Source organism: Marinomonas rhizomae, assembly GCF_024397855.1.
GTDB classification, from domain to species: domain Bacteria; phylum Pseudomonadota; class Gammaproteobacteria; order Pseudomonadales; family Marinomonadaceae; genus Marinomonas; species Marinomonas rhizomae_A.
Map to the genome: position 1 here is coordinate 3,101,187 of NZ_CP073343.1, position 24,634 is coordinate 3,125,820.

The 24,634-nt window shown below is 44.4% G+C and carries 20 protein-coding genes and 4 tRNA genes; 6 read left to right on the forward strand and 18 right to left on the reverse strand.

Annotated elements, in window-relative coordinates; all coding sequences use genetic code 11:
- Nucleotides 1–252 precede the first annotated feature (252 nt).
- The gene (locus KDW99_RS14600) at nucleotides 253–1,977 is read left to right on the forward strand and encodes a SulP family inorganic anion transporter (RefSeq protein WP_255825738.1); all 1,725 of its coding nucleotides are present in this window, start codon (nucleotides 253–255) and stop codon (nucleotides 1,975–1,977) included.
- Between the two features lie 29 nt (nucleotides 1,978–2,006).
- Here the strand turns inward: KDW99_RS14600 and KDW99_RS14605 are convergent, their stop codons facing one another.
- The 5 genes from KDW99_RS14605 to ihfB form a co-directional block, all read right to left on the reverse strand.
- Nucleotides 2,007–2,321, reverse strand: a complete 315-nt coding sequence (locus KDW99_RS14605; protein WP_255825739.1) for a ComEA family DNA-binding protein — start codon at nucleotides 2,319–2,321, stop codon at nucleotides 2,007–2,009.
- Nucleotides 2,322–2,467: 146 nt separating this feature from the next.
- The gene (gene pyrF, locus KDW99_RS14610) at nucleotides 2,468–3,175 is read right to left on the reverse strand and encodes an orotidine-5'-phosphate decarboxylase (RefSeq protein ID WP_255825740.1); all 708 of its coding nucleotides are present in this window, start codon (nucleotides 3,173–3,175) and stop codon (nucleotides 2,468–2,470) included.
- Nucleotides 3,176–3,234: 59 nt separating this feature from the next.
- Nucleotides 3,235–4,413, reverse strand: coding sequence for a lipopolysaccharide assembly protein LapB (lapB, locus tag KDW99_RS14615; RefSeq protein WP_255825741.1), 1,179 nt, complete (start codon nucleotides 4,411–4,413; stop codon nucleotides 3,235–3,237).
- A 5-nt stretch (nucleotides 4,414–4,418) separates the two neighbouring features.
- Nucleotides 4,419–4,742 (reverse strand): LapA family protein, encoded by a 324-nt coding sequence (locus KDW99_RS14620; RefSeq protein ID WP_255825742.1) that lies wholly within the window; start codon nucleotides 4,740–4,742, stop codon nucleotides 4,419–4,421.
- A gap of 74 nt (nucleotides 4,743–4,816) precedes the next feature.
- Nucleotides 4,817–5,125 carry an integration host factor subunit beta gene (gene ihfB, locus KDW99_RS14625; protein ID WP_255825744.1) on the reverse strand — a complete coding sequence of 103 codons (309 nt, stop codon included), beginning with the start codon at nucleotides 5,123–5,125 and terminating at the stop codon, nucleotides 4,817–4,819.
- Between the two features lie 207 nt (nucleotides 5,126–5,332).
- On the opposite strand from ihfB, the gene ppa reads away from it, so the two are divergent.
- The gene (ppa, locus tag KDW99_RS14630; RefSeq protein ID WP_255825745.1) at nucleotides 5,333–5,863 is read left to right on the forward strand and encodes an inorganic diphosphatase; all 531 of its coding nucleotides are present in this window, start codon (nucleotides 5,333–5,335) and stop codon (nucleotides 5,861–5,863) included.
- 80 nt (nucleotides 5,864–5,943) lie between these two features.
- Here the strand turns inward: ppa and trxB are convergent, their stop codons facing one another.
- Together trxB and KDW99_RS14640 are read right to left on the reverse strand one after the other, a co-directional pair.
- Complete coding sequence (trxB, locus tag KDW99_RS14635; RefSeq protein WP_255825747.1) at nucleotides 5,944–6,897, reverse strand: thioredoxin-disulfide reductase; 954 nt, start codon at nucleotides 6,895–6,897, stop codon at nucleotides 5,944–5,946.
- 127 nt (nucleotides 6,898–7,024) lie between these two features.
- Entirely contained in the window at nucleotides 7,025–7,795 is a 771-nt protein-coding gene (locus KDW99_RS14640; RefSeq protein ID WP_255829298.1) for a HesA/MoeB/ThiF family protein, read from the reverse strand.
- Nucleotides 7,796–7,882: 87 nt separating this feature from the next.
- On the opposite strand from KDW99_RS14640, the gene KDW99_RS14645 reads away from it, so the two are divergent.
- On the forward strand, nucleotides 7,883–9,181 hold the full coding sequence (locus KDW99_RS14645; protein ID WP_255825748.1) for an inosine/guanosine kinase: 1,299 nt from the start codon (nucleotides 7,883–7,885) through the stop codon (nucleotides 9,179–9,181).
- 116 nt (nucleotides 9,182–9,297) lie between these two features.
- Here KDW99_RS14645 and KDW99_RS14650 read toward each other — a convergent pair whose 3' ends face one another.
- The 7 genes from KDW99_RS14650 to KDW99_RS14680 form a co-directional block, all read right to left on the reverse strand.
- Nucleotides 9,298–9,807, reverse strand: a complete 510-nt coding sequence (locus KDW99_RS14650; RefSeq protein WP_175404901.1) for a chemotaxis protein CheW — start codon at nucleotides 9,805–9,807, stop codon at nucleotides 9,298–9,300.
- A 105-nt stretch (nucleotides 9,808–9,912) separates the two neighbouring features.
- On the reverse strand, nucleotides 9,913–10,776 hold the full coding sequence (locus KDW99_RS14655; protein WP_255825750.1) for a Tim44 domain-containing protein: 864 nt from the start codon (nucleotides 10,774–10,776) through the stop codon (nucleotides 9,913–9,915).
- A gap of 11 nt (nucleotides 10,777–10,787) precedes the next feature.
- Entirely contained in the window at nucleotides 10,788–11,795 is a 1,008-nt protein-coding gene (locus KDW99_RS14660) for a tryptophan--tRNA ligase (RefSeq protein ID WP_255825751.1), read from the reverse strand.
- 163 nt (nucleotides 11,796–11,958) lie between these two features.
- On the reverse strand, nucleotides 11,959–13,893 hold the full coding sequence (gene recD / locus KDW99_RS14665; RefSeq protein ID WP_255825752.1) for an exodeoxyribonuclease V subunit alpha: 1,935 nt from the start codon (nucleotides 13,891–13,893) through the stop codon (nucleotides 11,959–11,961).
- The gene (gene recB / locus KDW99_RS14670) at nucleotides 13,880–17,608 is read right to left on the reverse strand and encodes an exodeoxyribonuclease V subunit beta (protein WP_255825753.1); all 3,729 of its coding nucleotides are present in this window, start codon (nucleotides 17,606–17,608) and stop codon (nucleotides 13,880–13,882) included. Before recB ends, recD begins: the two co-directional genes overlap by 14 nt.
- On the reverse strand, nucleotides 17,605–20,997 hold the full coding sequence (recC, locus tag KDW99_RS14675) for an exodeoxyribonuclease V subunit gamma (RefSeq protein WP_255825754.1): 3,393 nt from the start codon (nucleotides 20,995–20,997) through the stop codon (nucleotides 17,605–17,607). The genes recB and recC overlap by 4 nt, the downstream gene beginning before the upstream one ends.
- Before the next feature lie 115 nt (nucleotides 20,998–21,112).
- Nucleotides 21,113–21,188: transfer RNA gene (locus KDW99_RS14680), tRNA-Ala, on the reverse strand.
- Between the two features lie 200 nt (nucleotides 21,189–21,388).
- Here KDW99_RS14680 and KDW99_RS14685 point away from each other — a divergent pair.
- Nucleotides 21,389–22,615, forward strand: a complete 1,227-nt coding sequence (locus KDW99_RS14685) for an EAL and HDOD domain-containing protein (protein ID WP_255825756.1) — start codon at nucleotides 21,389–21,391, stop codon at nucleotides 22,613–22,615.
- Between the two features lie 75 nt (nucleotides 22,616–22,690).
- Nucleotides 22,691–22,775, forward strand: a tRNA-Leu gene (locus KDW99_RS14690).
- A 145-nt stretch (nucleotides 22,776–22,920) separates the two neighbouring features.
- Here KDW99_RS14690 and KDW99_RS14695 read toward each other — a convergent pair.
- Both KDW99_RS14695 and KDW99_RS14700 read right to left on the reverse strand, forming a co-directional pair.
- Nucleotides 22,921–23,349 (reverse strand): acyl-CoA thioesterase, encoded by a 429-nt coding sequence (locus tag KDW99_RS14695; RefSeq protein WP_255825757.1) that lies wholly within the window; start codon nucleotides 23,347–23,349, stop codon nucleotides 22,921–22,923.
- A gap of 128 nt (nucleotides 23,350–23,477) precedes the next feature.
- Nucleotides 23,478–23,915 carry a hypothetical protein gene (locus KDW99_RS14700; protein ID WP_255825758.1) on the reverse strand — a complete coding sequence of 146 codons (438 nt, stop codon included), beginning with the start codon at nucleotides 23,913–23,915 and terminating at the stop codon, nucleotides 23,478–23,480.
- 208 nt (nucleotides 23,916–24,123) lie between these two features.
- On the opposite strand from KDW99_RS14700, the gene KDW99_RS14705 reads away from it, so the two are divergent.
- Nucleotides 24,124–24,321 (forward strand): CPXCG motif-containing cysteine-rich protein, encoded by a 198-nt coding sequence (locus tag KDW99_RS14705; protein WP_114413757.1) that lies wholly within the window; start codon nucleotides 24,124–24,126, stop codon nucleotides 24,319–24,321.
- A 132-nt stretch (nucleotides 24,322–24,453) separates the two neighbouring features.
- On the opposite strand, the gene KDW99_RS14710 is transcribed toward KDW99_RS14705, so the two are convergent.
- Together KDW99_RS14710 and KDW99_RS14715 are read right to left on the reverse strand one after the other, a co-directional pair.
- Nucleotides 24,454–24,539, reverse strand: a tRNA-Leu gene (locus tag KDW99_RS14710).
- Nucleotides 24,540–24,550: 11 nt separating this feature from the next.
- Nucleotides 24,551–24,624, reverse strand: a tRNA-Cys gene (locus tag KDW99_RS14715).
- Nucleotides 24,625–24,634: the final 10 nt, after the last annotated feature.

Genomic DNA, 24,634 nt, shown 5'->3' on the forward strand with positions numbered 1-24,634 from the left:
ACAATCGACTCAATAGATTAACAAATTTTGCTAGAGACGTCTGGTATTTCCATCATTCATAATAACTTGATGCAAAGCTCCCTCTTTACTAGAAAAACCACCAATATTCGGCTTTACCAATTTGGTCACCATATATAATATAAAGAAATATTCTTATAACAAATTAAATCACTTACATTAGAAAATCAGCTTTGCGCTCTTATGAGGCATGATTACCTGTCACCTAATCGAGATACTGTTTAAGCGAGTTATATGACTAAATTGGAAAAATACTTTCCAGCAATGGCTTGGCTAAAAGGCTATTCACGAGAAGATATGCAAACGGATGCGATGGCCAGCTTCATTGCAACCATTCTATTAATCCCACAGAGCATGGGTTACGCCTTACTTGCAGGGCTACCCGCTGTCGTCGGCTTATACGCTGGCATCATTCCCTCTATTCTGTATTCTCTTTTTGGTACTAGCCGCACTCTCGCTGTAGGCCCGGTTGCTGTCACTTCAATGATGACGGCAACGATTGCCATGCCATTCGCGTTACCCGGAAGCGAAAACTATGCCGCTATCGCCATGATGCTGGCATTTTTATCCGGTGTCTTTTTGATTTTGATGAGTCTGTTAAAAATGGGCTTTTTGTCTAACTTACTCAGTCATCCGGTTATTTCTGGTTTCATAAGCGCTTCTGCTATTTTGATTGCGGTTGGGCAGTTCAAGCATTTAATTGGTGTTCAAGCTCATGGTAACAATCTTATTGAGCTCGCCCAAAGTATGATGTTGCATATCAATGACATCAATCTACCCACTATTGCTCTAAGTGCAATTTCAATCATTTTTCTCTTACTGCTTAAACGCTACCTAACCCCCATTCTTAGCAAACTTGGGGTAGCAGAAAATACTGCAAAAATGCTTGGGAAAGCTGGCCCTGTCGTCGTCGTTGTCGCTACAACGAGCTGTGTTGGACTATTTTCTCTCAACTCACTTGGTATCAAAATCGTTGGCGACATAAGCACTCGTTTACCGATCATTCCTTTCGAAAAATTCACGCTAGAGAGCATGGTAGATCTATTACCAGGTGCTTTTTTAATTAGCATTGTCGGTTTTGTAGGGTCAGTTTCTGTTGCTCAATCTTTTGCGGCAAAGCGCAAACAAGACATTAATCCAAACCAAGAATTGGTCGGATTAGGCTTAGCAAATTTAAGCGCGGCATTCAGTGCATCTTTTCCTGTAACGGGTGGTTTTTCAAGATCCGTAGTAAATGTCAGCGCAGGGGCAAAAACCCCAATGACAGGAATCTTAACCGGATTACTCATGCTTGTTACCTTGCTCTTTTTTACACCGCTTTTTTACTATCTGCCAACGGCAGTATTAGCAAGCAGCATTACCATTTCTATTTTACAGCTTATCGATTTTAAAGACTTCTTAAGACTCTATCGCTTTTCTAAACAAGAAGCGTTCGGCTTATTGGCCACTTTTTTTGTCGTACTTTTTATTGGTATGGAGACAGGAATTATCGTTGGGGTTTCTTTGTCATTATTATTCTTTCTCTGGCATACGAGCCATCCACATATTGCTGTGGTGGGTCGCCTTCCAGGTACTGAACATTTTCGTAATGTGAAGCGCTTTGAAGTTGAAACATACCCTGAAATCGCCACCATTCGAATTGATGAGAACTTATTTTTTGCCAACGCTAGAGTTCTAGAAGATTACATATTAACGCTAGTATCTAAACATCAAGACATTAAGCATCTTATTCTCATGTGCAATGCGGTCAATATGATAGATGCCAGTGCATTAGACAGCTTAGAAACCATTGCCGAGCGATTACAATCTGCAGGCGTCATGCTGCATTTTTCTGAAATCAAAGGCCCTGTAATGGATAAACTGACAGGCTCAAGCCTAATAGAAAATCTGAGTGGCCAAGTCTTTTTAACCCAGCATCAAGCGATGAAAGCCTTAACAGTAAAACAAGCGGATATTTAACCCGCTTGTTTTCTATTGTCTGAATAAAGCTAATTTGCTGAACTTTCAACCGTTGTCGACACTTGAAGTAAATCGCGATTGCGAGTTAAAAGTACATCGCCAATCCCCTTCACTTGAGACAATTGATCGATGGAATCAAAACCACCATTGGCCTCTCGATAAGCAATAATCGCTTCAGCTTTTTTAACCCCAACACCAGACATTACAGCGGCAAACTGGGCCGCTGTTGCGGTATTTATATCCAAAGGGGTTGCAGCAAAAAGTGACAACGGCATAAAAGCCAAAGAGACAGCTAGAAGTGAGCGAGAAACACAAACACGGAAAATACGCTTAAGATTCGTCATAGAAAATTCCTTTTCAAATTCTTTTAAAGATAAAAGATGGCATCTTGCCAATAAAAAACCACTTACCGTATCAACAAGATTGAAACAGATAAGTGGTTTTAGAGTAAAAGCTTTTTAGTCAGACTTCAAGACTCAGGCGAGGCAATTTATACCATCACCCCTAAATCAGCATTAGCCTTTGTTAAAATCGCAATAGGATCAGCAGCTTGCGTAATAGGACGCCCCATTACGAGATAGTGACTGCCCGCCGCCATAGCTTCAGCAGGTGTCATAATGCGTTTCTGATCACCTTGATCAGATCCTGTTGGACGAATTCCCGGCGTAACTAAAACAAAGTCTTTACCTAAGTCCGTTGAAAGCATACTGGATTCTTGGGCAGAACAAACCACACCGTCCATTCCAGACGATTTCGCCAACGCCGCAAGACGTTTAACATGTTGCTCAGGTGTCGCATCAATACCGATCTCTAAAAGATCCGCTTGATCCATACTGGTCAGTACCGTCACAGCGATCAACAATGTTTTATTATCAGGCAGTTGCTGCAATGCATTAGCAGAGGCTTCCATCATTCGACGACCACCCGTCGCATGAACGTTTACCATCCAAACGCCGGCTTTTGCCGCCACACTGACTGCATTCGCCACTGTGTTTGGAATATCATGAAATTTCAGATCTAGAAATATGTCAAAGCCCAGTTTATGTAGCTCATCTAAAATTACAGGGCCTGATGTCGTAAAAAGCTCTTTGCCGACTTTTACTCGACACTGTTTAGGGTCAAGTCGTTTCGCCATCTCAATAGATTGCGCCATTGTTGGGTAATCTAGGGCAACCACTATAGGGGATTGGCAGCTCATTCAGTGTCCTCTTTCTTTCAGTTTCTATCGTTTATAAGTATCACAATGCTCTGGCGGCTTTATTCGCCTTCCAACCCATGAATAGGCTTCACAACGCCCCAATTTTTACAACTTGGACATTGCCAATGTAATTGATGACCCGGAAAGCCACACTGGCGGCATTGATATTTGTGTTTGGCTTGCACCAACTGATCAATAAGCTCAAATAGAACCACCAAATGCTGCTGGTTGTATCCCTGAGAATCAGCAAGCTGCAAACTAATGAGTTCTTTAAAGCCTTTAATCGTAGGATGTTTTCTTAGCTGCTCAACCAAAAACATTTCTGCATAGTCTTTGTCGGTTTCCATGTAATGCTGAACCAGCGCCATAATCAAAGCTGTAGATGGCTTTTTCTGGTTCTGTTCTTGCAAGAACTTAATATAGCCGCCACTGCCCCACACTTTTTGATAGCACTCTTTTAGCTTAGGAATGATGATCGAAATAAATTCTGGATCTTGCTCAACAGCGTGCTTTAATTCTTTGATTGCATCGCGATAACGGCCCTGACTGTTCAACACATCCGCCGCACCGATACTGGCTCGAATACAGCTAGAGTCGACACCTAAGGCTTCTTTATAATTCTGGAATGCCGATTTCCATTGCTCTTTCTTGTGTAGCTCTTCTGCCATTTCACAATGAAAGTGCGCTAAGCGCTTAATTTCTTTTTTCGTAGGCGCTTCTTTAATCAACTCAGAGCCTATTTGAATAGCCTTATCCCAACTTTGCTCAAATTCATACAGATCTACCAGCAAAGACAGTATCTTTGGCTGAAACTCTGTTTTTCGTGATGTAGACGCCATATTCAATAACAAGCGACCCGCCCTATCCAGAAGGCCTGCCGACATAAAATCGCTGGCTAACTCCAATTGCACCATACGCATTTCACGCTGTGATATCTCCGGACGAGCAAGTAGATTTTGATGAATATTGATGGCTTTTTGTATTTCACCTTTTTTACGGAATAGATTTCCTAATGTAAGGTGAATATCAAAGGTATCAGAATTGACTTCTAAGGAATCAACAAAGGCATCAATGGCCTCGGAATGTTGATCGTTGAGCAAGTGATTAAGACCACGAAAGTAATCCGTTGGAATACTTTTCTTCGCCTGTTTATTTTTCTTAGTCGGATTTTTACGCCCCATTGCCCAGCCAACAAAGAGCGCGACAAAAAGAACTAAAAATAACCCAACTTCGGTCAACTCAATCACTCCTTCCCAACAGAAAGCTCTTTCGCAATAGAGGCTTTACGCAAGGCGTCTACTTCATCTCGTGATTTTTCGTACTTGCGAGTCAACACTCTGATCTGACGCTCACTGCGTAAGTACGCAACAGAACTAACCAAAAGAGCTACACACGCCCCTACGGTAAAAGATAGAATAATGTAGAGGGCGACACTTAATTCGGGGCCTTGCCAAAAAACAAGATCAAGGGAAATAAGTTGCGGATTACGGATGGCAAAAAACACACCCACAGCGAGAAAGAAAACAACGAGTACAGTGTAGATAACTCTTTTCAGCCATTTAAGCATAAAACAACCTACCAAAAATATAATGGCGTTATTATGCCGTGATAGCTCATAGATTTCGAGGCATAAGACGTAAATTAGTTAAGTTCGTTTATCTCATCACCTTCAGGTAAGTTGACTAGCTCTCTCAACTCTTTACCCGGTTTGAAATGAGGTACATATTTTGCGCTCAACTCAACAGATTCCCCAGTTTTAGGATTTCGCCCTATTCTAGGTGCTCGATAATGTAGAGAAAAACTACCAAAGCCTCGTATCTCAATGCGCTCACCATTTGCCAAAGAATCAGACATATGTTCAAGCATCGCTTTGATTGCTTGCTCCACATCTTTCACTGGTAAATGAGATTGCTGATCGATTAGTAGCTCTATCAGCTCAGATTTTGTCATTACTGTCCTCGCGACTATAATTTGATCACACTGTAAGACTAGCTAAATTCAGAAAGAAAGCAATAAGTTAACGTATTTTAAGACTCTTTTTACGTATTTAATTCCTAAGAAATAGAGAATATTACGAATGGACAGCTTCCACAACTAGCATAGAAGCTGTCTAGCTTTTATAATATCGCCAATATTTACCACATTGGAAGAAATAAAATGAGCTATAACAAGATCCCTGCCGGCAAAGATGCTCCAAACGACATCAACGTAATCATTGAAATCCCAGCTCAAGCGAACCCAGTAAAATACGAAGTGGACCATGATATGGACGCTCTTGTTGTGGATCGCTTCATGACTGCGCCAATGTTTTACCCAGCAAACTACGGTTATGTGAACAACACATTGGCTGACGACGGCGACCCAGTTGACGTTCTAGTTATCACACCTTACCCAGTTGTTCCAGGCTCTGTTATTCGTTGCCGCCCTGTTGGCGTATTGAACATGTCTGACGAAGCAGGCATGGACGCTAAATTGGTTGCCGTTCCTCATGAGAAACTAAGCAAAGAATACGGTCATATCCAAGACGTGAACGATATTCCACAATTGCTACGTGATCAAATCGAACATTTCTTCGAAAACTACAAAACCCTTGAAAAAGGCAAGTGGGTAAAAGTAGAAGGTTGGGCGAACGCTGAAGAAGCGAAAAAAGCCATCGTTGAAGGCATAGAAGCTTACAACGCTCAGTAATTCGTTTGTTCTAAACGCTTTATTGTAGATATAAAAAAACCGATCCTGAGATCGGTTTTTTTTGTTTAGAGCCTTTGAGCCTAGTCTTGAGAATCTAAGAAGCGCTCTGCATCCAATGCCGCCATACAACCGGTTCCCGCAGAAGTGATTGCTTGACGATAAATGTGATCAGACACATCACCCGCCGCAAAAACACCTTCAACGCTAGTTTGAGTCGCATTACCATGCGTACCAGACTGAACCGTCAAGTAGCCATCTTTCATATCTAGCTGACCTTGGAAAATGTCAGTATTCGGCTTGTGACCGATAGCAACGAACAAACCAGCAACCGCAAGTTCTTTTTTCTCACCTGTTTGACTATTCTTGATACGAACACCCGTTACACCTGTGCTATCACCTAGTACTTCATCTAACTCAGAATGCCATTCAATTTTCACGTTACCGTTTTTCGCTTTTTCCATCAACTTGTCAGATAGAATCTTTTCAGAGCGGAATTTGTCACGACGGTGAATAACCGTAACGGTTTTCGCGATGTTAGCAAGGTAAAGCGCTTCTTCAACAGCGGTATTACCGCCACCAATAACAGCAACATCTTGGTTACGATAGAAGAATCCGTCACAAGTCGCACAAGCAGACACACCTTGGCCCATGTACTTTGTCTCACTTTCCATACCAAGATACTGAGCACTTGCGCCAGTAGAAATAATCAAAGCATCACAAGTGTAAACACCGCTGTCACCTTCCAAACGGAATGGACGGTTTTTTAAGTCGACTTTGTTAACGTGGTCAAAAATGATTTCTGTTTCAAAGCGCTCAGCGTGCTTGCGCATACGCTCCATCAATTCTGGACCTTGTACGCCTTGGTCATCACCTGGCCAGTTATCAACCTCGGTGGTCGTAGTCAACTGACCGCCCATTTGCATACCTGTAATCATCACAGGATTAAGGTTCGCACGAGCCGCATACACAGCTGCTGTGTAACCCGCTGGGCCAGAACCTAAAATCATTAATTTAGCGTGTTTCACATCGCTCATGTTATTGCTCCTGTAAATGAATGCTTGCCGGACTCAAAAATGGTCGGCTAAAAAGTCTGTGGTGGATTCTAACGAAAATCTGCTGAAATTCTTAGAGAAAAATATTAATTACTAAAATAGGGACTATCTATGAGTTTTCAAGCGCCTTACTGCTTTCATTTGCACAGGCAAAGCATTCAGGGTCCTGAGATAAACGCATCTCACGCCAACTGCCTTCAAAACCATCAAATAACCTCAGCACGCCATGTTTCACTATCCCGCAGCCGCTGGCCAACTTCAGCGCCTCAAGCGCCTGATACACGCCTAGCAAGCCCACCACAGGAGCGACAATACCACTTTCGTTGCAACTGAGCTGCTGATCCGACAATGACGGATACAAACACTCGTAACAAGGTGTAGATTGCTGATGATATAAAAAGCTCACCAATTGCCCTTCCCAACGAATAGCAGCCGCACTGACCAATGGTTTTTTAAGAGACAAACACGCGCGATTGATAGCTTGCCTAGCGGTGAAATTATCGGTGCAGTCCAAAATAACGTCCGCTTGCTCGACCGCTTTTAGTAAAGCAGCGTCCGCCAATTTATGCGCAATTACCTCTACTTTGACCGCCGAATTTTTGAGAGCAATTTGCTTCACAGCAGCTTCCACCTTGTTCAGACCAACCTGATTCTCGTCATAAAGCACTTGGCGTGGCAAATTACTACTTTCTAATTGATCGCCATCCGCCAAAGTCAGATGACCAACACCAGACGTTGCCAAATAAGTAGCAGCAATATTGCCAAGCCCACCTAAACCAATAACCAACACTTTTGCTTGGGCAAGATTGAGCTGCCCCTGAATATCAAAATTGGGCAATAATAACTGACGACTATAACGATCTAACTCTAATTCGTTCATTTTCACCTTACTTTCTTGTTACTCATCCTGCCCGACTGGTCAATTCTTTGCTAAACTCGCTTTACTATCTTACCCACGAGCACCGATATGAAGTTTCCAGGCAGACGCAAACTTAAACATTACTTTCCAGTTTCTCAACCCAAGCCGGTTTTGCCTACATCGGAAGTTCGACCCGATAAAGACACCTACATCGTTGGCTTGGATGAAACCATCGTCGACGTGGTCGCCAATGTCTCTGATCAATTTCTAGAAACGTTTAACATCCAAAAAGGCTTATCAAATCTTGTTGACGCTGACACAGCCTCTGCTATTTACAGCGAGTTAACGGCACAAAACAGTATCTCAGATCATTTTGCCGGTGGCACTATTGGCAACACCATACACAACTATTCCGTGCTAGCCGATGATAAATCCGTTCTACTGGGCGTTATGTCAGCCAATATCACCTTAGGCTCACCAGCTTACCATTATATCTGCCATACCAGCAGCAAAGTCGATATGAATCACCTACAAGGCGTTCCTGGTGATATTGGCCGTGGTATTACACTAATTACACCTGATGGCGAACGTACCTTTGCGATTGCGCCTGGCGACATGGATGAACTGGATGTAGACCACATCCCAGAGCACATAATAGCTGGCGGTGCAGCACTGGTAACTTGTGCTTACCCATTACGCCATCAAGGCAAACCTATCAAAAAAGCCATGCTAAAAGCCTTGGAATATGCTCACAACAATCAGGTCCCAACGGTTCTGACATTAGGCACCAAGCATCTAGTAGAAGAAAACAGAGACGAATTACTTGAGATCATCAAGAAACACGTCAATGTTTTAGCAATGAACGAACTGGAAGCCGAAGCATTAACAGGCTTATCTGATTCTTTGCAAGCCGCCAGTGCAATTCTAGATTATGTCGACATTGTATTGCTGACAGCAGGCCCAGATGGCATGTATTTATGTGGCCACACTGATGATGAGCTAAAACGCGAAACCACCAATCCGATTAAATCTGGCAGCTTGGCCGATTTCAATCGCTGGGAGTTTAGCCGCCCCATGCTGCGAGAAGCCTGTAAACAACCAGTAAAAGTCTTTTCTCACATCGATCCTTACATGGGTGGGCCTGAAAAAATCCGCAACACCAATGGCGCGGGTGATGGCGCCCTATCCGCCTTGCTACATGACATTTCGGCAAACCACTTTCACAAAGAGGTGATTCCAAACTCTAGCAAGCATTTAGCACCGTTTTTGGCTTACTCTTCTTTCGCACAGATCTGTAAATACTCCAACCGCGTGAGTTACGAAATACTTGCTCAAAATGCATCTCGTTTATCGAAGGGATTGCCAGAGCGAGAAGACAGCTTAGAAGAAGCTTACTGGGAAAGGTAAGCTTCAATACACTTTCTCTTCTACACAAATTTTAGACATAAAAAAACCATGTTCAACGACATGGTTTTTTTCTATGCTCACTCAATAAAAGAGACGCTCAAAAAGAATTTACTCGCTTAACTCATCGCTTCGATGCCAAGTGCATCATTGCGTTCAAACATACGGTTAAGCTCAAGCAAAATAACCAACTCTTCTTCTTTCTGATAAACACCTTGAATGAACTTCAATGCTTCATCGTTACCAACGCTAGGGCTTTGCTCAATCTCGCCTTGGTATAAATAGAATACTTCTTGTACCGCATCAACCAGCAAACCTACCTGCTCACCATCATGTTCAATGATAATGATACGAGTATCATCCGTTATAGTGCACTCAGGCAAACTAAAGCGAACACGAGTGTCAACAACGGTCACGACGTTACCACGTAAATTAACAATACCTAAAACATAAGAAGGCGCACCTGGAACCGGAGCGATTTCGCTATAACGTAGCACTTCTTTAATCTGCATGACGTTAATACCGTAGGTCTCGTCAATCAGTTTAAAAGTTAAGTACTGTAACAACTCGCCTTTATTCGATTCAGATAAGGCTTTCCCATTTTCTTTAATAGGTGCTAATTCAGACATGGCTCACATCCATATTCAATTTAATAAGATTAATGTAGAACTCATCACAAGCTTTGTCTAGTTTAAACGAGCCGTGATGAGTCTACGAGCAAAGTTAAGTAACAATTAGTTGTCTTGTTGTATCCCAACTATTGTCCAATTTCCATTTGCATCAGACATGTTCTTTTCCAAATGCCAAATTTCATTGGTTTCGGAAGTCTGATCACCTTCTTTGATCCAGCCAGAGAACTGCAAAGAAATAGAAGCAATAGAGCCTACATACTCACCACGAACAAGCTCAGCCATCAAAGAGATAACTTCGGTACGAGGTTTATTATCGCCATGTGTCGCGCGCTCAGTAACCAAAAGGTTGTAAAGCTCAGGGCTCACATAATCAAGAATTTCATCAAAATTATTGTCATCCCATGCTTTTTGCAGAGTGATGTAATGATTTTTTGCTTCAGCAACAAACGCCTGCTCGTTAAAGCCTGGTGGAAGTTTGATCTCTGGGTGAGCCCCAAAGCCACTCATGCCAGACATTGGCGAAGGCTGAAAATTGTCGCGTGTTGAGTTCGGCATTTCGCGGAACATACCATTTGCACCACTGGCTTGAGCCTGTGCTGCACGGCGTTTTGGTGCGATAAAGAACTTGTAGATCAAGAAACCAATCACAGCAAACAGCAAGATATCGCCGAAAGAAATACCATCAAACGCACCACTTCCTAGCAAGGCAGCAAATATCCCACCAGCTAACAAGCCACCTAACAGACCGCCGCCCATACCACCTAAAAACCCAGGTTTTTTAGCGCCAGCCGCAGCGTTCGTCGTACTAGAAGAATTCGCTGTTGTACTTTTAGATTTGGATATAGAAAAACTTTTACCAAAGCTTTTACCACCACCAAACTTTTTCGCTTGGACATCAGCACTGTAACCGCCAGCACCAATCGCCAAAACAAATGCCATTAACATGGCAAATACTGTTGTTTTCACAAAACTCTCCTTTATTTAAAGTTGACCAAACCAACGGCATTGCGTAAGTCTGAAATCAGTCCACGTGCACGAGCACGTGCTTTTTCCGCGCCTGCTTGTAACACTTCTTCTACATGAGCGGGATTAGCAATTAACTCTAAGTACTTTTCACGTGGTTCAGATAGTTGACCATTAACCAAAGCAAAAAGTTCCTTCTTCGCTTCCCCCCATGCAATGCCTTCAGCATAATTCTGACGCATTTGCGCTGTTTGTTCTGGTGTTGCGAACGCTTTATAAATATCAAATACAACAGAATCTTCAGGGTCTTTCACTTCACCTGGTTCTAACAAGTTTGTTTTGATCTTATTAATACCTTTTTGCAGTTTCTTTTCGGTATCAAATAATGGAATCGTATTGTTGTAGCTCTTACTCATTTTACGACCGTCTAAGCCTTTCAGAATAGAACCTTCTTCACCAACAACCGCTTCAGGCAATACAAAGTGCTCACCAAATAAATGGTTAAAACGACCCGCAATGTCACGTGCCATTTCGATATGCTGAATTTGGTCACGACCAACTGGCACTTTATGCGCGTTAAACGCCAAAATATCCGCTGCCATTAATACTGGGTAGCAAAACAACCCCATAGTAATACCAAAATCTGGATCTTGATCATTGGCAAGGTTTTCGTCCACTGCACCTTTATACGCATGGGCGCGGTTCATCAAACCTTTTGCGGTTACGCAAGTCAGTAGCCAATTCAATTCGGCAATTTCAGGAATATCAGACTGACGGTAAAAAGTTGCTTTGTCGGTATCTAAGCCACACGCTAGCCAAGTCGCCGCGATTTCTAAACGAGACTGTTTCACACGCTCTGGATCCTGACACTTGATCAACGCATGATAGTCCGCAAGAAAGAAGTAAGATTCCGTATTTTCTTGACGGCTTGCTTCGATCGCAGGACGAATTGCCCCCACATAGTTTCCTAGGTGTGGAGTGCCTGTGGTGGTAACACCGGTTAAAACAATTTCTTTTGCCATTGCTGCTACTCTTTCCTACTTTACATAATGTCGAAATTTGAAATTTTATAGTGTTGAAATGCCGCTTACCCTAACATAAAAAAATCACATCAAGAATCGCACATCAAGATTATTTATTCCTATATTCAATATCTTATCCATAATGGATCCGAATAATTAAATATCAATGCCAAAGCTCTCCGATAAGGCCAGAATCACGCTGAATACGCGCACTGCTTGCTGCCCGAATTAATCCGCTCGATCCCCATAAACTAAAAGACTTTTTCGCCCGAGTAATGCCAGTGTAAAGCAGCTCTTTGGTCAAGACTGGTGATGGCGTCAGAGGCAGCAGCAAAGCAACTTGATCAAATTCTGATCCTTGGGATTTATGTACCGTCATCGCAAACACCACTTCAAATTCACTCAAACGACTCGGCAACAAGCCGGTAAAAGAGCCATCAGGCTGCATAAACCAGACACGAAGACGCTGAAACTCATCAGGCATACAAAGACCGATGTCACCGTTGAACAAGCCCAATGCCGCATCATTTCTCGTCAGCATCACCGCTTTTCCCGGATACCAAACATGGGGGTCTTTCACTCGTCCTCGTTGATAGAAATACTGTTCGAGTTGAGCGTTCACTTTCTCGACACCAAACTCGCCTTGACGAACCGCGGTCAAAATTTGGTAGCGCGAAAACATCTCATACAGCTTAGCGATGTCTAAATTCTGACGTACTGCGTCCCAGTAGTCATCATAGCCTTTTGCCAAGGTCGCAATATCGGCTTTGCTCTGTCCATCTTCCGGTACTCGCCACTCTACATCGGTGTAATTAGACTCAAGGCAACGCAACACGGCAGAGCTGTCACCAGCGTTCATGGCTTTTGCTAAGTGTCCGATGCCGCTATTCGCATCAAAGCGATAACTGGTACGCAATAAGGTTAACGCGCGACTCATTGGCGGTGCCGACGAATTACCAAACGGCGCTAGATTTTCTCCGGTTAGATGAGCGAGGCGACCCGCCCACTCTGGTTGAAAGTAAACCTCTTCAATACCGTAAGATAAATCCCCTAACACACTGCCCGCTTCTACCGATGCCAACTGATCCTTATCTCCTAACAAAATGAGTCGAGCGTGTGGTGGCATGGCATCAATCAACTTTGCCATCATTGGCAAATCCACCATGGACACTTCGTCCACCAGCAACACATCCAGATGCAAAGGGTTTTCTTTATTGTGCTTAAATCGACTACGCCCAAAATCACTACCTAATAACCGATGCAAGGTGCTGGCTTGCTCTGGAATAGCAAGTTTAATGTCATCGCTTAATGGCAAATCCGTCTTGGCTTTTGAGATGGACTCAGTCAATCGCGCCGCCGCTTTACCGGTTGGTGCGGCCAGCTCGATACGTAACAACTTACCTTCCGCCAACGACTGAGCCACCAGCAAAGCCAACAAGCGAGTCACAGTGGTTGTCTTGCCTGTTCCGGGGCCACCGCTGATCACGGAGAAAGGCAAGCTTGCTGCATTGGCTACCGCGACTTTTTGCCAATCAAGCGTGTCTGATTGGTTAGGAAAAAGTTGTGCTAACAAACTTGCATCCACAGCAAAAGGCGCAACAGAAAATTGCCCTTTAAGATAATTCAGCACCTGTTGCTCATATTGATAATAGCGATACAAATACAAACGCGTGCCAGCCAAGACCATAGGCCGTTCAGCTAAATTTGCCGCAGAAGACACCAAGCGACTTGCTTGCAAAGATTCACACCAAGCAGAAACACTGTTTACGCCGCAATTATGTAATGCCGTTCGTAAGTCTTCTAACTCCACACCTTCAGGCGGGCTTTGCCAAACGGTCGCTAGATCGATACAAATATGTCCCGCACCTAGATACGCACTGCACAGAGCACCAGCGATATGAACCGCGCTCTTATTTTCATCTGGAATGCCTTCTTTGACATGTTGCGCCAGCTGTTCAATCCATTGGCAATCAATCGCTCTTAACACGCCTTTGGCTTGCCAAGCAGACAAACTGAATGACGTGGATACAGGAGAGTTTTCTTCGAGCCTTGTTTCATTAAGAGAGTCAAGCAAACCTAGCTGATTAGAAAAGTCCATATTGCACCGCCTCGTGATTTTCTGGCTTATCGCTTTCGCAGCTAAACAGCTTGTCTAGGGCGGTTAGATGTTCAAGGCTTAATCGGCTTTTGAATACGCCTGTTTGCTGTTCTGGCTGCATACCACGGAGGAACAAATACACCACGCCACCCACATGTTTTTCATAATCATAATTTGGCAATCGTTGCTTTAATAATCGGTTCAAAGCCAGAGTGTAAAGCTGATATTGTAGATCGTATCTGTGCTCCGCAATGGCATGAACCAATTTGTCTGCTTCGTAATCGGCAAAGTCATCGCCCAAATAATTCGACTTATAATCCAACACGTAATAACGACCTTGGTACTCAAACAACAAATCGATAAAGCCTTTTAGCATGCCTTTTAACGGACGATCCTGAATCATAGGCGCAACACGAGACACCTCATCGTACTCACGAGAAATACGATCCAATTGCAAGGCATTCATGCCTGTCACCGGAATAAAAAACTCCATTTCCTTACGACAAGCCGATGGTGCCAAACTGCCTAAACTCATTCCCGCCATTAGCTCTGTGTTCACTATGTCTGGCAGCCATTCGCTCAATACACCTTGCCATTCATCAAACCCCTGACGTTCGTAAAAATCAGCCATTAACTTATGGTGACTGGTTTTTAATAAATCGTTAAAGCTCGGATTGCTCGACACATCATGTAGCGCTTTGCCTTCTAATGTGTCGTGCAAAAAAGTCCCAGGCTTGGCGCCTTTGGGGAAAGTGAAGCGATTTTGCTCTGGCACTTCTTGACTGTCTTTTACATCAATATCTTCCACTAAAGGATCAAGCAAGCGTGTGGTTTCATCCAAGCCAGGCACACTTTCGTCGTGTTGCTCTTTGTCTTCTACCACCAGCGAGGAATAGCTTCCCACCCACCAATCTCGTTCCACACGCCCAGTAAAGGTTCTTGCATGAGGCTCGGTCAATTGCGCCTGATCCATTTTGAATCGCGGCAAACGCGGTGGCTCCTCGGGTAATTCCAGCAAGCCCATTTGCCCATCTTGATAACGCTCACAAAGACGTTCGATACTTGGGTACAAATCCCCTGCCTCAAGCGCCTCGCCTTCGCCGATCAAGGCCCCAACACCGCTAAGGTGAACATCTGACACTGCGCCACGAGACTTATTTGAGCTTTTGCCCACTTCCATCGAGCCAATAAAACACACCTCTTTGGAACGAGTTAACGCCACATAAGCCAAACGAATTTCTGCGGCGTACAATTCTTCTTTATGAAGCTCGGTTTGCGTTTCATCGGGATCAATAGCAATCCATAATTGCTGTTGCGCATCGTGATACAAAGCCGATTTTTCTTGATCTCGATACGGCGTAAAAGCAAATGGCAAATACACGATTGGGTATTCCAAGCCCTTACTTTTGTGAATGGTGACAATTCGTACCAATTCCGCATCCGTTTCAAGGCGGATCTTTTGCTCGTCACTGTTGCCATTCGGATTTTGAATCGCCAACCTGAGGTAACGTAAAACCCCTTCTTTAGAATCCAACTCAAGGGATTTTTGTTGTAACTTTTCGGTTAAATGCAAAAAGTCGGTTAAGCGACGTTCACCACCGGTGTGACTTAGCATGTTCGCAGCCAACGCCACGTCCTGCATAAACTCACGCAACATGGGCAACAAGCCTTGCTTGTCCCAGATTTCTAGATAATCACGGAAAGCTTGTCCCCACTTTTCGTACACCACGTCGTCGTGATTCAGCGTATCCAAGTCTTCCAACGACCAATCGACCAAGCTGGTTGCCAAGGCAGAGCGCAGTTTACTTTCTTGTCCATTGGATAAAATCGCCGTCAGCACGATCAATAACTCTCGCGATTCGACGGTTTCGAACACCGAACCTTTGTCGCTCAAATACACACTGGCAATGCCACGCTGACGCAATGCGTCTTTTAGTGCATTGGCTTGACTAAAGTTGGTTACCAACAAGGCGACGTCTTTTGGTCGCACGCCTTTGCCATCAAGCAAAGATAGTCCTTGCTGACCTTCCAGTAAGATTTCATGGAGATGCGCAGCGCAGGATTCCGCCATGGTTTGACGATATTCTTTTGCCGATACGGGCTCATCACTGCGTTGATACAAAAACTGCAACGCCGCTTGAGTTTGACCTTGCCGAGAAAAACCACTGGCAACGCCACGATCTTGCACTTCAACGAAAGGAATCCCAGTGACACGAAAGGGTTCCGCTTGAGTTTTAAAAAGTCCGTTCACCGACTGAATCATGGCCGCGGAAGAGCGATAATTAGTCGCTAAAGAATACACTGCATCGACACGTTTTTTGGCCGCTAGATAGGTATAAATATCCGCGCCACGAAAGGCATAAATTGCCTGTTTAGGATCGCCGATCATGATCAAGCCAAGCGTATTTTGATCCACTTGCGCTGGCGCATAAATCGTCGAGAATATCCGATATTGCACCGCATCCGTGTCTTGGAATTCATCGATCAGAGCAATCGGATACAGATGACGAATGCGTTCGGCTAACTTCCCCGCTTCATCTTGCGTGAGCGCCACATCGAGAGAGGTCAGCAAGTCTGTGAACGTCAGCGATTGTGTGCTGCGCTTCCAGCGTTTCATGCGCTCTTGAGTTTGTTGCCAAAGTTGAGTTAGCAATACCGCTTTTAATCGCCCCGCATCAGGAAAGCTTTCCCGCAAAGACTGCACCAAGCCAAAAAATTCGTGCGCAGGCAAATCGCCGCCTTTGCTCAATCGGCTAGCGTGCTCATTGGTATCAAATTTTTCGAGGCTTTTGTCTAATTCAAAACGCGAGGAACGCGCCCATTGCGTCATAGCCTCAATATCTTTCGAGGGGTCTTTGCGCCAAAAAGTGCGCTTAATACCACTACGCTCAAGGGCATCAATAATATCTTGCGACTGACTCAACCACATGGCGCGCACCGCCGCCATGGTTTCTTGTGCCTGACTTAACGCACTTTCCCAGTCGTAATCTGGTACGGCGATTTTGGCGTCAGGCTGATTGTTCAGTAAATATAAGTCTTTCAACAAGGCGTCTGGATTCGACCAAATCGGCTGAATCAAGGCGGCTTTGGTGTCGTCCATTGGATAAAACACACTACGCCAAACGTCTTTCACTGCCATAGACAATGGCGCCAGCTCATCGGTCTCAATGGTTTGTTGGAACAACATGCGGCTTTCAAATGCATTCTGGCTCAGCATGCGCTGACAAAAGCCATGGATAGTAAACACCGCCGCTTCGTCCATTTGCTTTTCGGCATACAGCAATTTTTCAATAGCGCCAGCACGTTGTTCGGCTGACATTTGCGCCATCCAATCCGCCAGAAAGACATCACTGCTTTCGCCTTGCAATAAGGCTTTTCGCGCCGCTCGTATGCGTCCACGAATACGGGCTTTTAGCTCGGCGGTGGCGGCTTCGGTAAAAGTCACCACCAAGATTTGGTCAACTGTCAGCGGTTTATCTAAATCTCCGCCATCCTCAGATAAAGACGGCCCTGTTGGCACCAGCAAGCGCAAATACAAGTTGGCAATGGTGTAGGTTTTCCCCGTGCCTGCACTGGCTTCGATTAGACGTTTGCCAAACAAAGGAAAGGTTAAGGCGTTGAGCGGTTCAGGAATCATGTTTAAGCCTTCTGCAGTTACTGAAGACTGATCAACAGAAGGCTCATTAACAGAAACGGACTCGTTAGAAAGACTCATTCCATCACCTCCAAATGACGATGCATGGGCAACCAGATTTGTTCACACAAAGCGACAAACGCTTCCTTTTGGCGATTTAAATCGGGGAAATAACGCTGCCAATAAGCATCGTCCACCTCACTACGAGTAAAGGCGCTGCTGTTGTCTTGGTAAAGCTTCAATGCTTGCTCCCAAGCTGTATCCAAGTCTTCTTGCGCTTTGCTCGAACAATAGCTCTTACACCATGCATCCGCACTTTTGGCCGGTAAGGCAATCGGCTGACACAAGCCTTGCTGCAATAACGCCAACATAGTGTTTAGATATTCTTGAGCATCCTTCGGCGGGATAAGGATAAAACTATGCTGTAGTAACTTGCCGGTTTTGCTCAGATTAATAAGATGATGCTGCTTTGGCGTACCTTGCGCACACAAAGCTAAATGCTCGATCCACGCCTGCATTTTTTGATGGGCAGATAAGTCACCAATGCGATAAGACAAACGCGTGGTCGCCGTTGGCAAATCCAACCAAGCTTGCAGAACAATACTGCCAAGGGCCAAGTTCACTTCAATCGGTTCGCACTCTTCCAATGCATAACCTTGCAAAACAGAGAAAAGCTGCTGACATTGACCACGACTCTGCTGCAAAGACAAGCGACCCAGCGCGCCATAAGGCAAGGCGCCCATTAAAGATAAGCGCTCGACAAACTGATCGTCATCGCCTTTTAGCATGGCTTGTAGCAAACCTTCGCGTAATTGATAACCTGCCAAGCCATCCAAGGCAAACGGCTCGTCTTCTTTCTCTTCCTCTTCTTGCAGACTCAAATAAGCTTTTAATCGACGCTGGGTAAAGTAACGCGTCGGATGGCCAATAAAACGCGACAATTCATCAAGAGCAAGCTCTAACCTTGGTTGCTCTAAACCACCCAGCGGTGCAAACTCGGAATATTCATCATCCATAGGAACGCTAAGCAGAGCTGGCAACCATTGTTCGTCATAGCTGTACAAGCGCTTATCAGATGACTGCGAATTGACTTCTACAGACGACTGAGTCGCATAGTAGGCGGCATTAAATGGCTGCAGCGGATGTTCGAGAATCAGTTTTTCTAACAAAGTTTTCTGCGACTCGTCTGGCGCTAATGCCTGATCGCCTTCAAACACACAGCTTTGACCTATGTATTCCAACAGCTCACTCACCAAGATAGACGGATTTTTCTCACTGTTGTCTTGAATACTGCGCCCCACATAACTGATATAGAAACAATCTCGTGCTGACATCAGTGCTTCAAGGAACAAGTATTTATCGTCTTCCCGTCGGCTTCGGTCGCCACTGCGATATTGCCCAACCATCAGGTCAAATCCCATCGGCGCAACACTACGAGGATAACCCCCTTCGTTTAAACCCAAAACACAGATAACCTTAAAGGGCACAGAACGCATGGGCATCAAGGTACAAAAGTTCACTCGACCTGCTAAGAAGCGCTGACCGCCTTGAGATTCTTGTAACAAAGGAGATAACAGCTGGCGTATCACTTGCTGATCTAATGGGGAATCAAAATGCGCTTGCTGCCATTGCAGGGTCAAGGCATCAAGCTGCTTAGTCAGTAGGACCTGAAAAGCATCGTCTTCTTCCAATAAAAAGAAACGCTCTGCCAAATAATACAGAGTCGAAATCCATTCTTTCGGCGCGAGAGATTCCATCAATTTCGCTTGAGCATCATTAATGGCGACCAAGAACTCCGCCAGTTTACCCGCCACCGACGCTTCTAAACCTTCCACATCGCCGTAACTTAGCGCGCCTTCCCAAATATGATCGTGACCCATGGCGTAACCCAATAACATGCGACGTACGCCATTTAGCCATGTGTGCGATTCTTGTATTGGCAGATCATGTTGCTGCGCGGTTTTGCCATCCAACCCCCAACGAATACCCACTTCCGTCGACCATTGACGAATACGCTCTAATTCATCGGCGGTTAATTCAAAACGCGCTAACACCGCAGGCACTTCTAATACGCTGATCAATTCGGACAAGGTGAAACGACTTTCGCCCAAACCAAGCAAATACAAATAGGCATCGACAATCGGGTTTTCCATACCACCAGACTGGTCGATCAAGGCAAAGGGAATGTGTTTCCTAACTTGCGCGCTACCTTTTACACCACCAAAGACGGCTTTTACAAAGGGGCTGTAAGTGTTGACGTCGGGCAACATAACGATGACGTCTTTTGGCGTCAGGCTCGGATCACTCTCAAACATTTGCAACAGCTGGTCATGCAAGACTTCCACTTCCCGTAACGGACTATGACAAAGGTGTACACGAATACTCTGATCATCAACATCGACAGGGTGTCGATACTCGGCATTAGCAATGCTGGCGTCTCTTTCTTCTTTCGAACCATGATTTTCTAAAGTCAGCACGTCTTGCTGAACCCACTGTAGTAACCCTGTCGATTGCTCAGTACGATAATCTTCGAATACTTCTAGTTCGCTATCAGCCATTTCTTGTAGCTGCGCAATGTAGTCTCGGCCCAAGCGCCCCCAACTGGCTAACAAAGGATTGGCGTCCAAATGCAAAGTATCGGTACTCAATCCAGGCTTGAGAGTTTGGCGTTTTATTTCTCGACCTAAGTAATGTTTATCAACCACATCGCCCCAATAAAAACGACAAGGGTTCTGCAAAAACAGATGCACATCAATCCAGCCCGACACCGCCAACACGCGAAGAGACTCAAGCGTATTCGGCGGCAAAGAAGACACACCAAAAATAAAGATTCGCTCTGGCACGCCAACAGGTCGGGAAAAGGATTGTGTGGCGTCATGCAAAGCTTCAATCAGATTACCGCGGTGATAAAGCGAGGTTCCTTGCTGGCTCACATCGGCAACCAGATCGCGCCACAAAATAGCCTGCCAAGGTTGCTGCTCAAAGATGGCTTTCAGCCTGGGGTCTTGTGCTTCGCCACCTTCCCAAGATTTAATCCAATCCGGACGGTAAACCAAATATTGATCGTAAATATCGGCAATGCTGCTGCATAACTGAAAGCGCCGAATTTGCGTATCGTCTTCTTCAAGATACCAACTTAGCGCCTGAAATTCTGGTTCGTTAAGGCGAGTATCCAGCAAGCGCATCAAGCGCCACACTAAGAAAGGTTTATTAAATTCACTCTGCGCGGGAATATCGTCTAAGGTTTGCGAAAAAGTTTGCCAAACAAAAGTAGAAGGCAAAGGAAACACCAAACCCGCAGCGATAGAATGCGACTCGGCTAAGAACATCTTCAGCCATTGCGCCATACCGGGGTTTTGCACCAAAATGGATTCATCATCAAACGGATTTTCTGGTGGAGAAACAGCCAGAATCTTCGCAAGCAACACGGCTAAATCTTCTAGACGGTTACCTGTGTAAAGTTGAAACATGCAAGAATCCTACGCGTTAGAAAGGAACTTAATAAAATACTAATAAGCCTAACCTTGGAGGCGCTAAAAAAGAAGGACTGAATGCTTTAAATAAAGTGAGAATAAAAAAGATTAGTGGTGGAGCCTAGCGGGATCGAACCGCTGACCTGTTCGCTGCCAGCGAACCGCTCTCCCAGCTGAGCTAAGGCCCCAAAAACAGGCGAGAATTTTATGGGCGCTTCCCCACTGTGTCAACCTTTTTACAAACCACTTAGCGTATTTTAAAGACATTAAAACAACAAAATCTAACACTTAAAGAGTTGTTATAACAAACCTACCTGTGTTTTGATAAATCTTAGTTTTCACAATACAAAGTAACAGCGCGACATGCCTTAATAAAATGAGAACCGTAATGATCGAATTTCCAACGGTGTTAGATGATCTAATGATGGCCCAGCAGCCAATACTCAAAAGAACAAAAGAAATTTTTGGGTACGAATTGTTATTCCGTGGAAAGGACGCCCTAAACGCAAATATTTCTGATGGAGAAATTGCCACCAGCCAAGTATTGGTCAACCTGTGTATTGGCATTACTGAGCTAGAGTCACAACTAAGAAAACCTTTTTTCATTAACATGACAACAGATCTTATGTTGTCCGATGCTTTTTTTCCTATCGACCCCAACACTGTTTATATTGAAATTCTTGAGAGCCAAACGATCACGCCTGAATTCTTCGACGCACTAAAAAGATGGCGATCTGCTGGCTATCGATTTGCCTTAGACGATTATCAGTTTACGGCCGAATACCAAGCTCTCTTACCATGGGTATCCATCGTAAAAATCGATGTTCTGGCCACTCCACCAGAACAATACAGCACTGAAATAGCAGAACTTAAGTCACGCGGTTTAATCTTACTTGCCGAGAAAGTGGAAGATTCTGCCATGTTTGAGCTTTGCAAAAATCTCGGCTTCGACCTGTTTCAAGGCTATTTTTTACAACGCCCAGAGCTCATCAAAGGCAAAAAAATTGACTCTGCAACACATGGTGCTATAGAGCTAGTCAATGCTTTGCAAAACCGAGACATTAGCATTGATGACATAGCCGATTTGGTCACTAAAAACCCCAAGCTGTCTTACCAACTGCTCCGTATCCTAAACAGCCCTGTATGTGGAGTCGCTAAAACCGTTGTTTCAATAAAAGAAGCCGTCATATTTCTTGGGTTAGTACAATTAAAGAAGTGGGCTTTACTTATTACAATGACCTCATCGACAAGCCAACCCAGCTCTTTGCTAAAGGTATTGTTGACTCGTGGGCGTTGCTGCCAACTGCTTGCTGAAAATTCAAAATCAGCTTCCGCTGATTCCGCCTTCATGGTTGGACTCATGTCCGGTATAGACGCGGTTTTTAATGTTGAAAAGTCGGTTGTATTAAAGCAAATCGCCTTAGACAAAAATGTCTTGGAAGCCATTATGAATCAGACAGGGGAATTAGGTGCTTACTTATCACAAGCATTAAGCTTCGAAGAGCAAAAGTGGGACAGCATTCAGGCGATGAGTCCAGCAGAAAGGACAGTACTAAATAGAGCATTTTTAGACGCCATGCTTTGGTCTGAAGAGGTCATGCTGTCAATTAATTAAATTAAATCCATTATTTTTCGTTAAACGATTGACACCTATAGAAAAAAATATAGAATGCGTTTCACCTTTTTCAAGGCCAGTGTGGTGGAATTGGTAGACACGACGGATTCAAAATCCGTTGCCTTCGGGTGTGGCGGTTCGAGTCCGCCTACTGGTACCAACATTAAAAAAGCGCTTACTTCGGTAAGCGCTTTTTTTTGCTCTCGACTTTCACTCTCCGTTCAGAACGAAACCAATACCCACTAAAAATCAGTCTATTTTCTAGCAAGCATTGGCTCGACGAGAAGTGAAACGACAATCAAGAATTAATCGTCAAATCCATGCATAACATAATCTGGCAAGTCTTCTTCTTTCGGTATTGGTGTCGATGCCCCAGATTCATCAATTGCAACAAACTTAAACATACCTTCCGTTACTTTTTCGCGGCGACCAATACGACCACGACGAACCCAAGCTTCCACCAGAATGTTCATTGAAGTGCGACCAACGGATTCCACTCTAGTATAAACACCTAAAATATCACCTACCTTTACTGGTCGGATAAAACTCATGCCATCCAAGGCAACCGTCACTACACGAGATTGAGCACGCTGGCCCGCACAAATACCAGCAGCGATGTCCATTTGCGATACAACCCAACCACCAAAAATATCACCTGCTGGATTCGTATCTCCCGGCATAGCAACCGTCCTAGTCGTAAGACGACCCTTTGCCTTTTCTTCAAACTCTGACATAACGCTCTCTCAATTAATTATCTCGACTTATTACGGAGGCAAGTGTATCTGTTTATCCAGTCAGAGGGTAACAACAAAATATTATCGCAAGCATTTAAAAAACTCATAACAGCACACATAAACGCTGACTATTTTGCTAACTCAGTCTCGTAATAAATTGCCGTACCTTTTACCTCTGCTGTTGGGAAAGAAAAGCTTGAACCAATAGAAGTTCCTAACCCACCAGAGCTATTAGCACTTATACCAACCCCTGTTCCCAAACGCCTGAAAGACAATTGGGAAACACCATCTAAAATAACACCGTTCGCACCAACCTTAGCCGCTTGCTCTTTCAGCTCTTGAGTGGCTTTCTCTTTTCTAGACTCTTCCGTAAAACCACCATCACTGGATGCTCGCACCGTGCCAATCACTTTATAGTCAAACGCAGGCGCCTCCTCAAAGACCGTCACTTGCTCCACCTCAAGCTCTGGCATCTGCTGCCCTGTCACGACATGAGACCCAGTAGAGCAACCAAGCAACAACACAGGTAACGCCAAAGCGCATAAGTATTTAATAGAATTGATCATCACAACACCTCACCTTAGAAGCTTAAATCATAACAGTGTTGCACAAATACCACGAAAGCAGATCGATAAAAGTGTGGATTTTAAACACAAAACAAAGAATAAACATGACAACCTAACTAACCCACAAGCCAACGGAGCCGTTATTGTCTATGCTCTAATCATAGCCAAAACCATACAAAAGAAAGGTAAAGAAAATAAAGAGGCACTTATGAGCGAATTAATCGAACAAGACATCTCCTGCCCTTACTGCGGCGAAAGCATCGAGGTTGTAATAGAAGTACTGGATGAAAGCCAAGAATACATAGAAGACTGCCAAGTCTGCTGCCGACCGATCACCTTCAACATCGACACCGCTTTTGATGGATCAACCTCTGTGTCGGTTCACTCGGAAAATGAGACGTATTGATTAATCAAAAAACGAAGTGAGAGAAATGTAGATAATGAAAAGCACAAAGGCAATAGATTCAAAACACAGGATATTCAAGAAAAGGAATTAGACGCTCTGATAAATTTCAGGCATAAAAAAAGGCACCATAAATGGTGCCCGGGACCGGAATCGAACCGGTACGCTTATTCAGCGCAAGATTTTAAGTCTTGTGTGTCTACCAATTTCACCACCCGGGCATATCTGATTTTGGAGGCCGGAGTCGGAATCGAACCGGCGTTCACGGAGTTGCAGTCCGCTGCATGACCACTCTGCCATCCGGCCTTCTATCAGA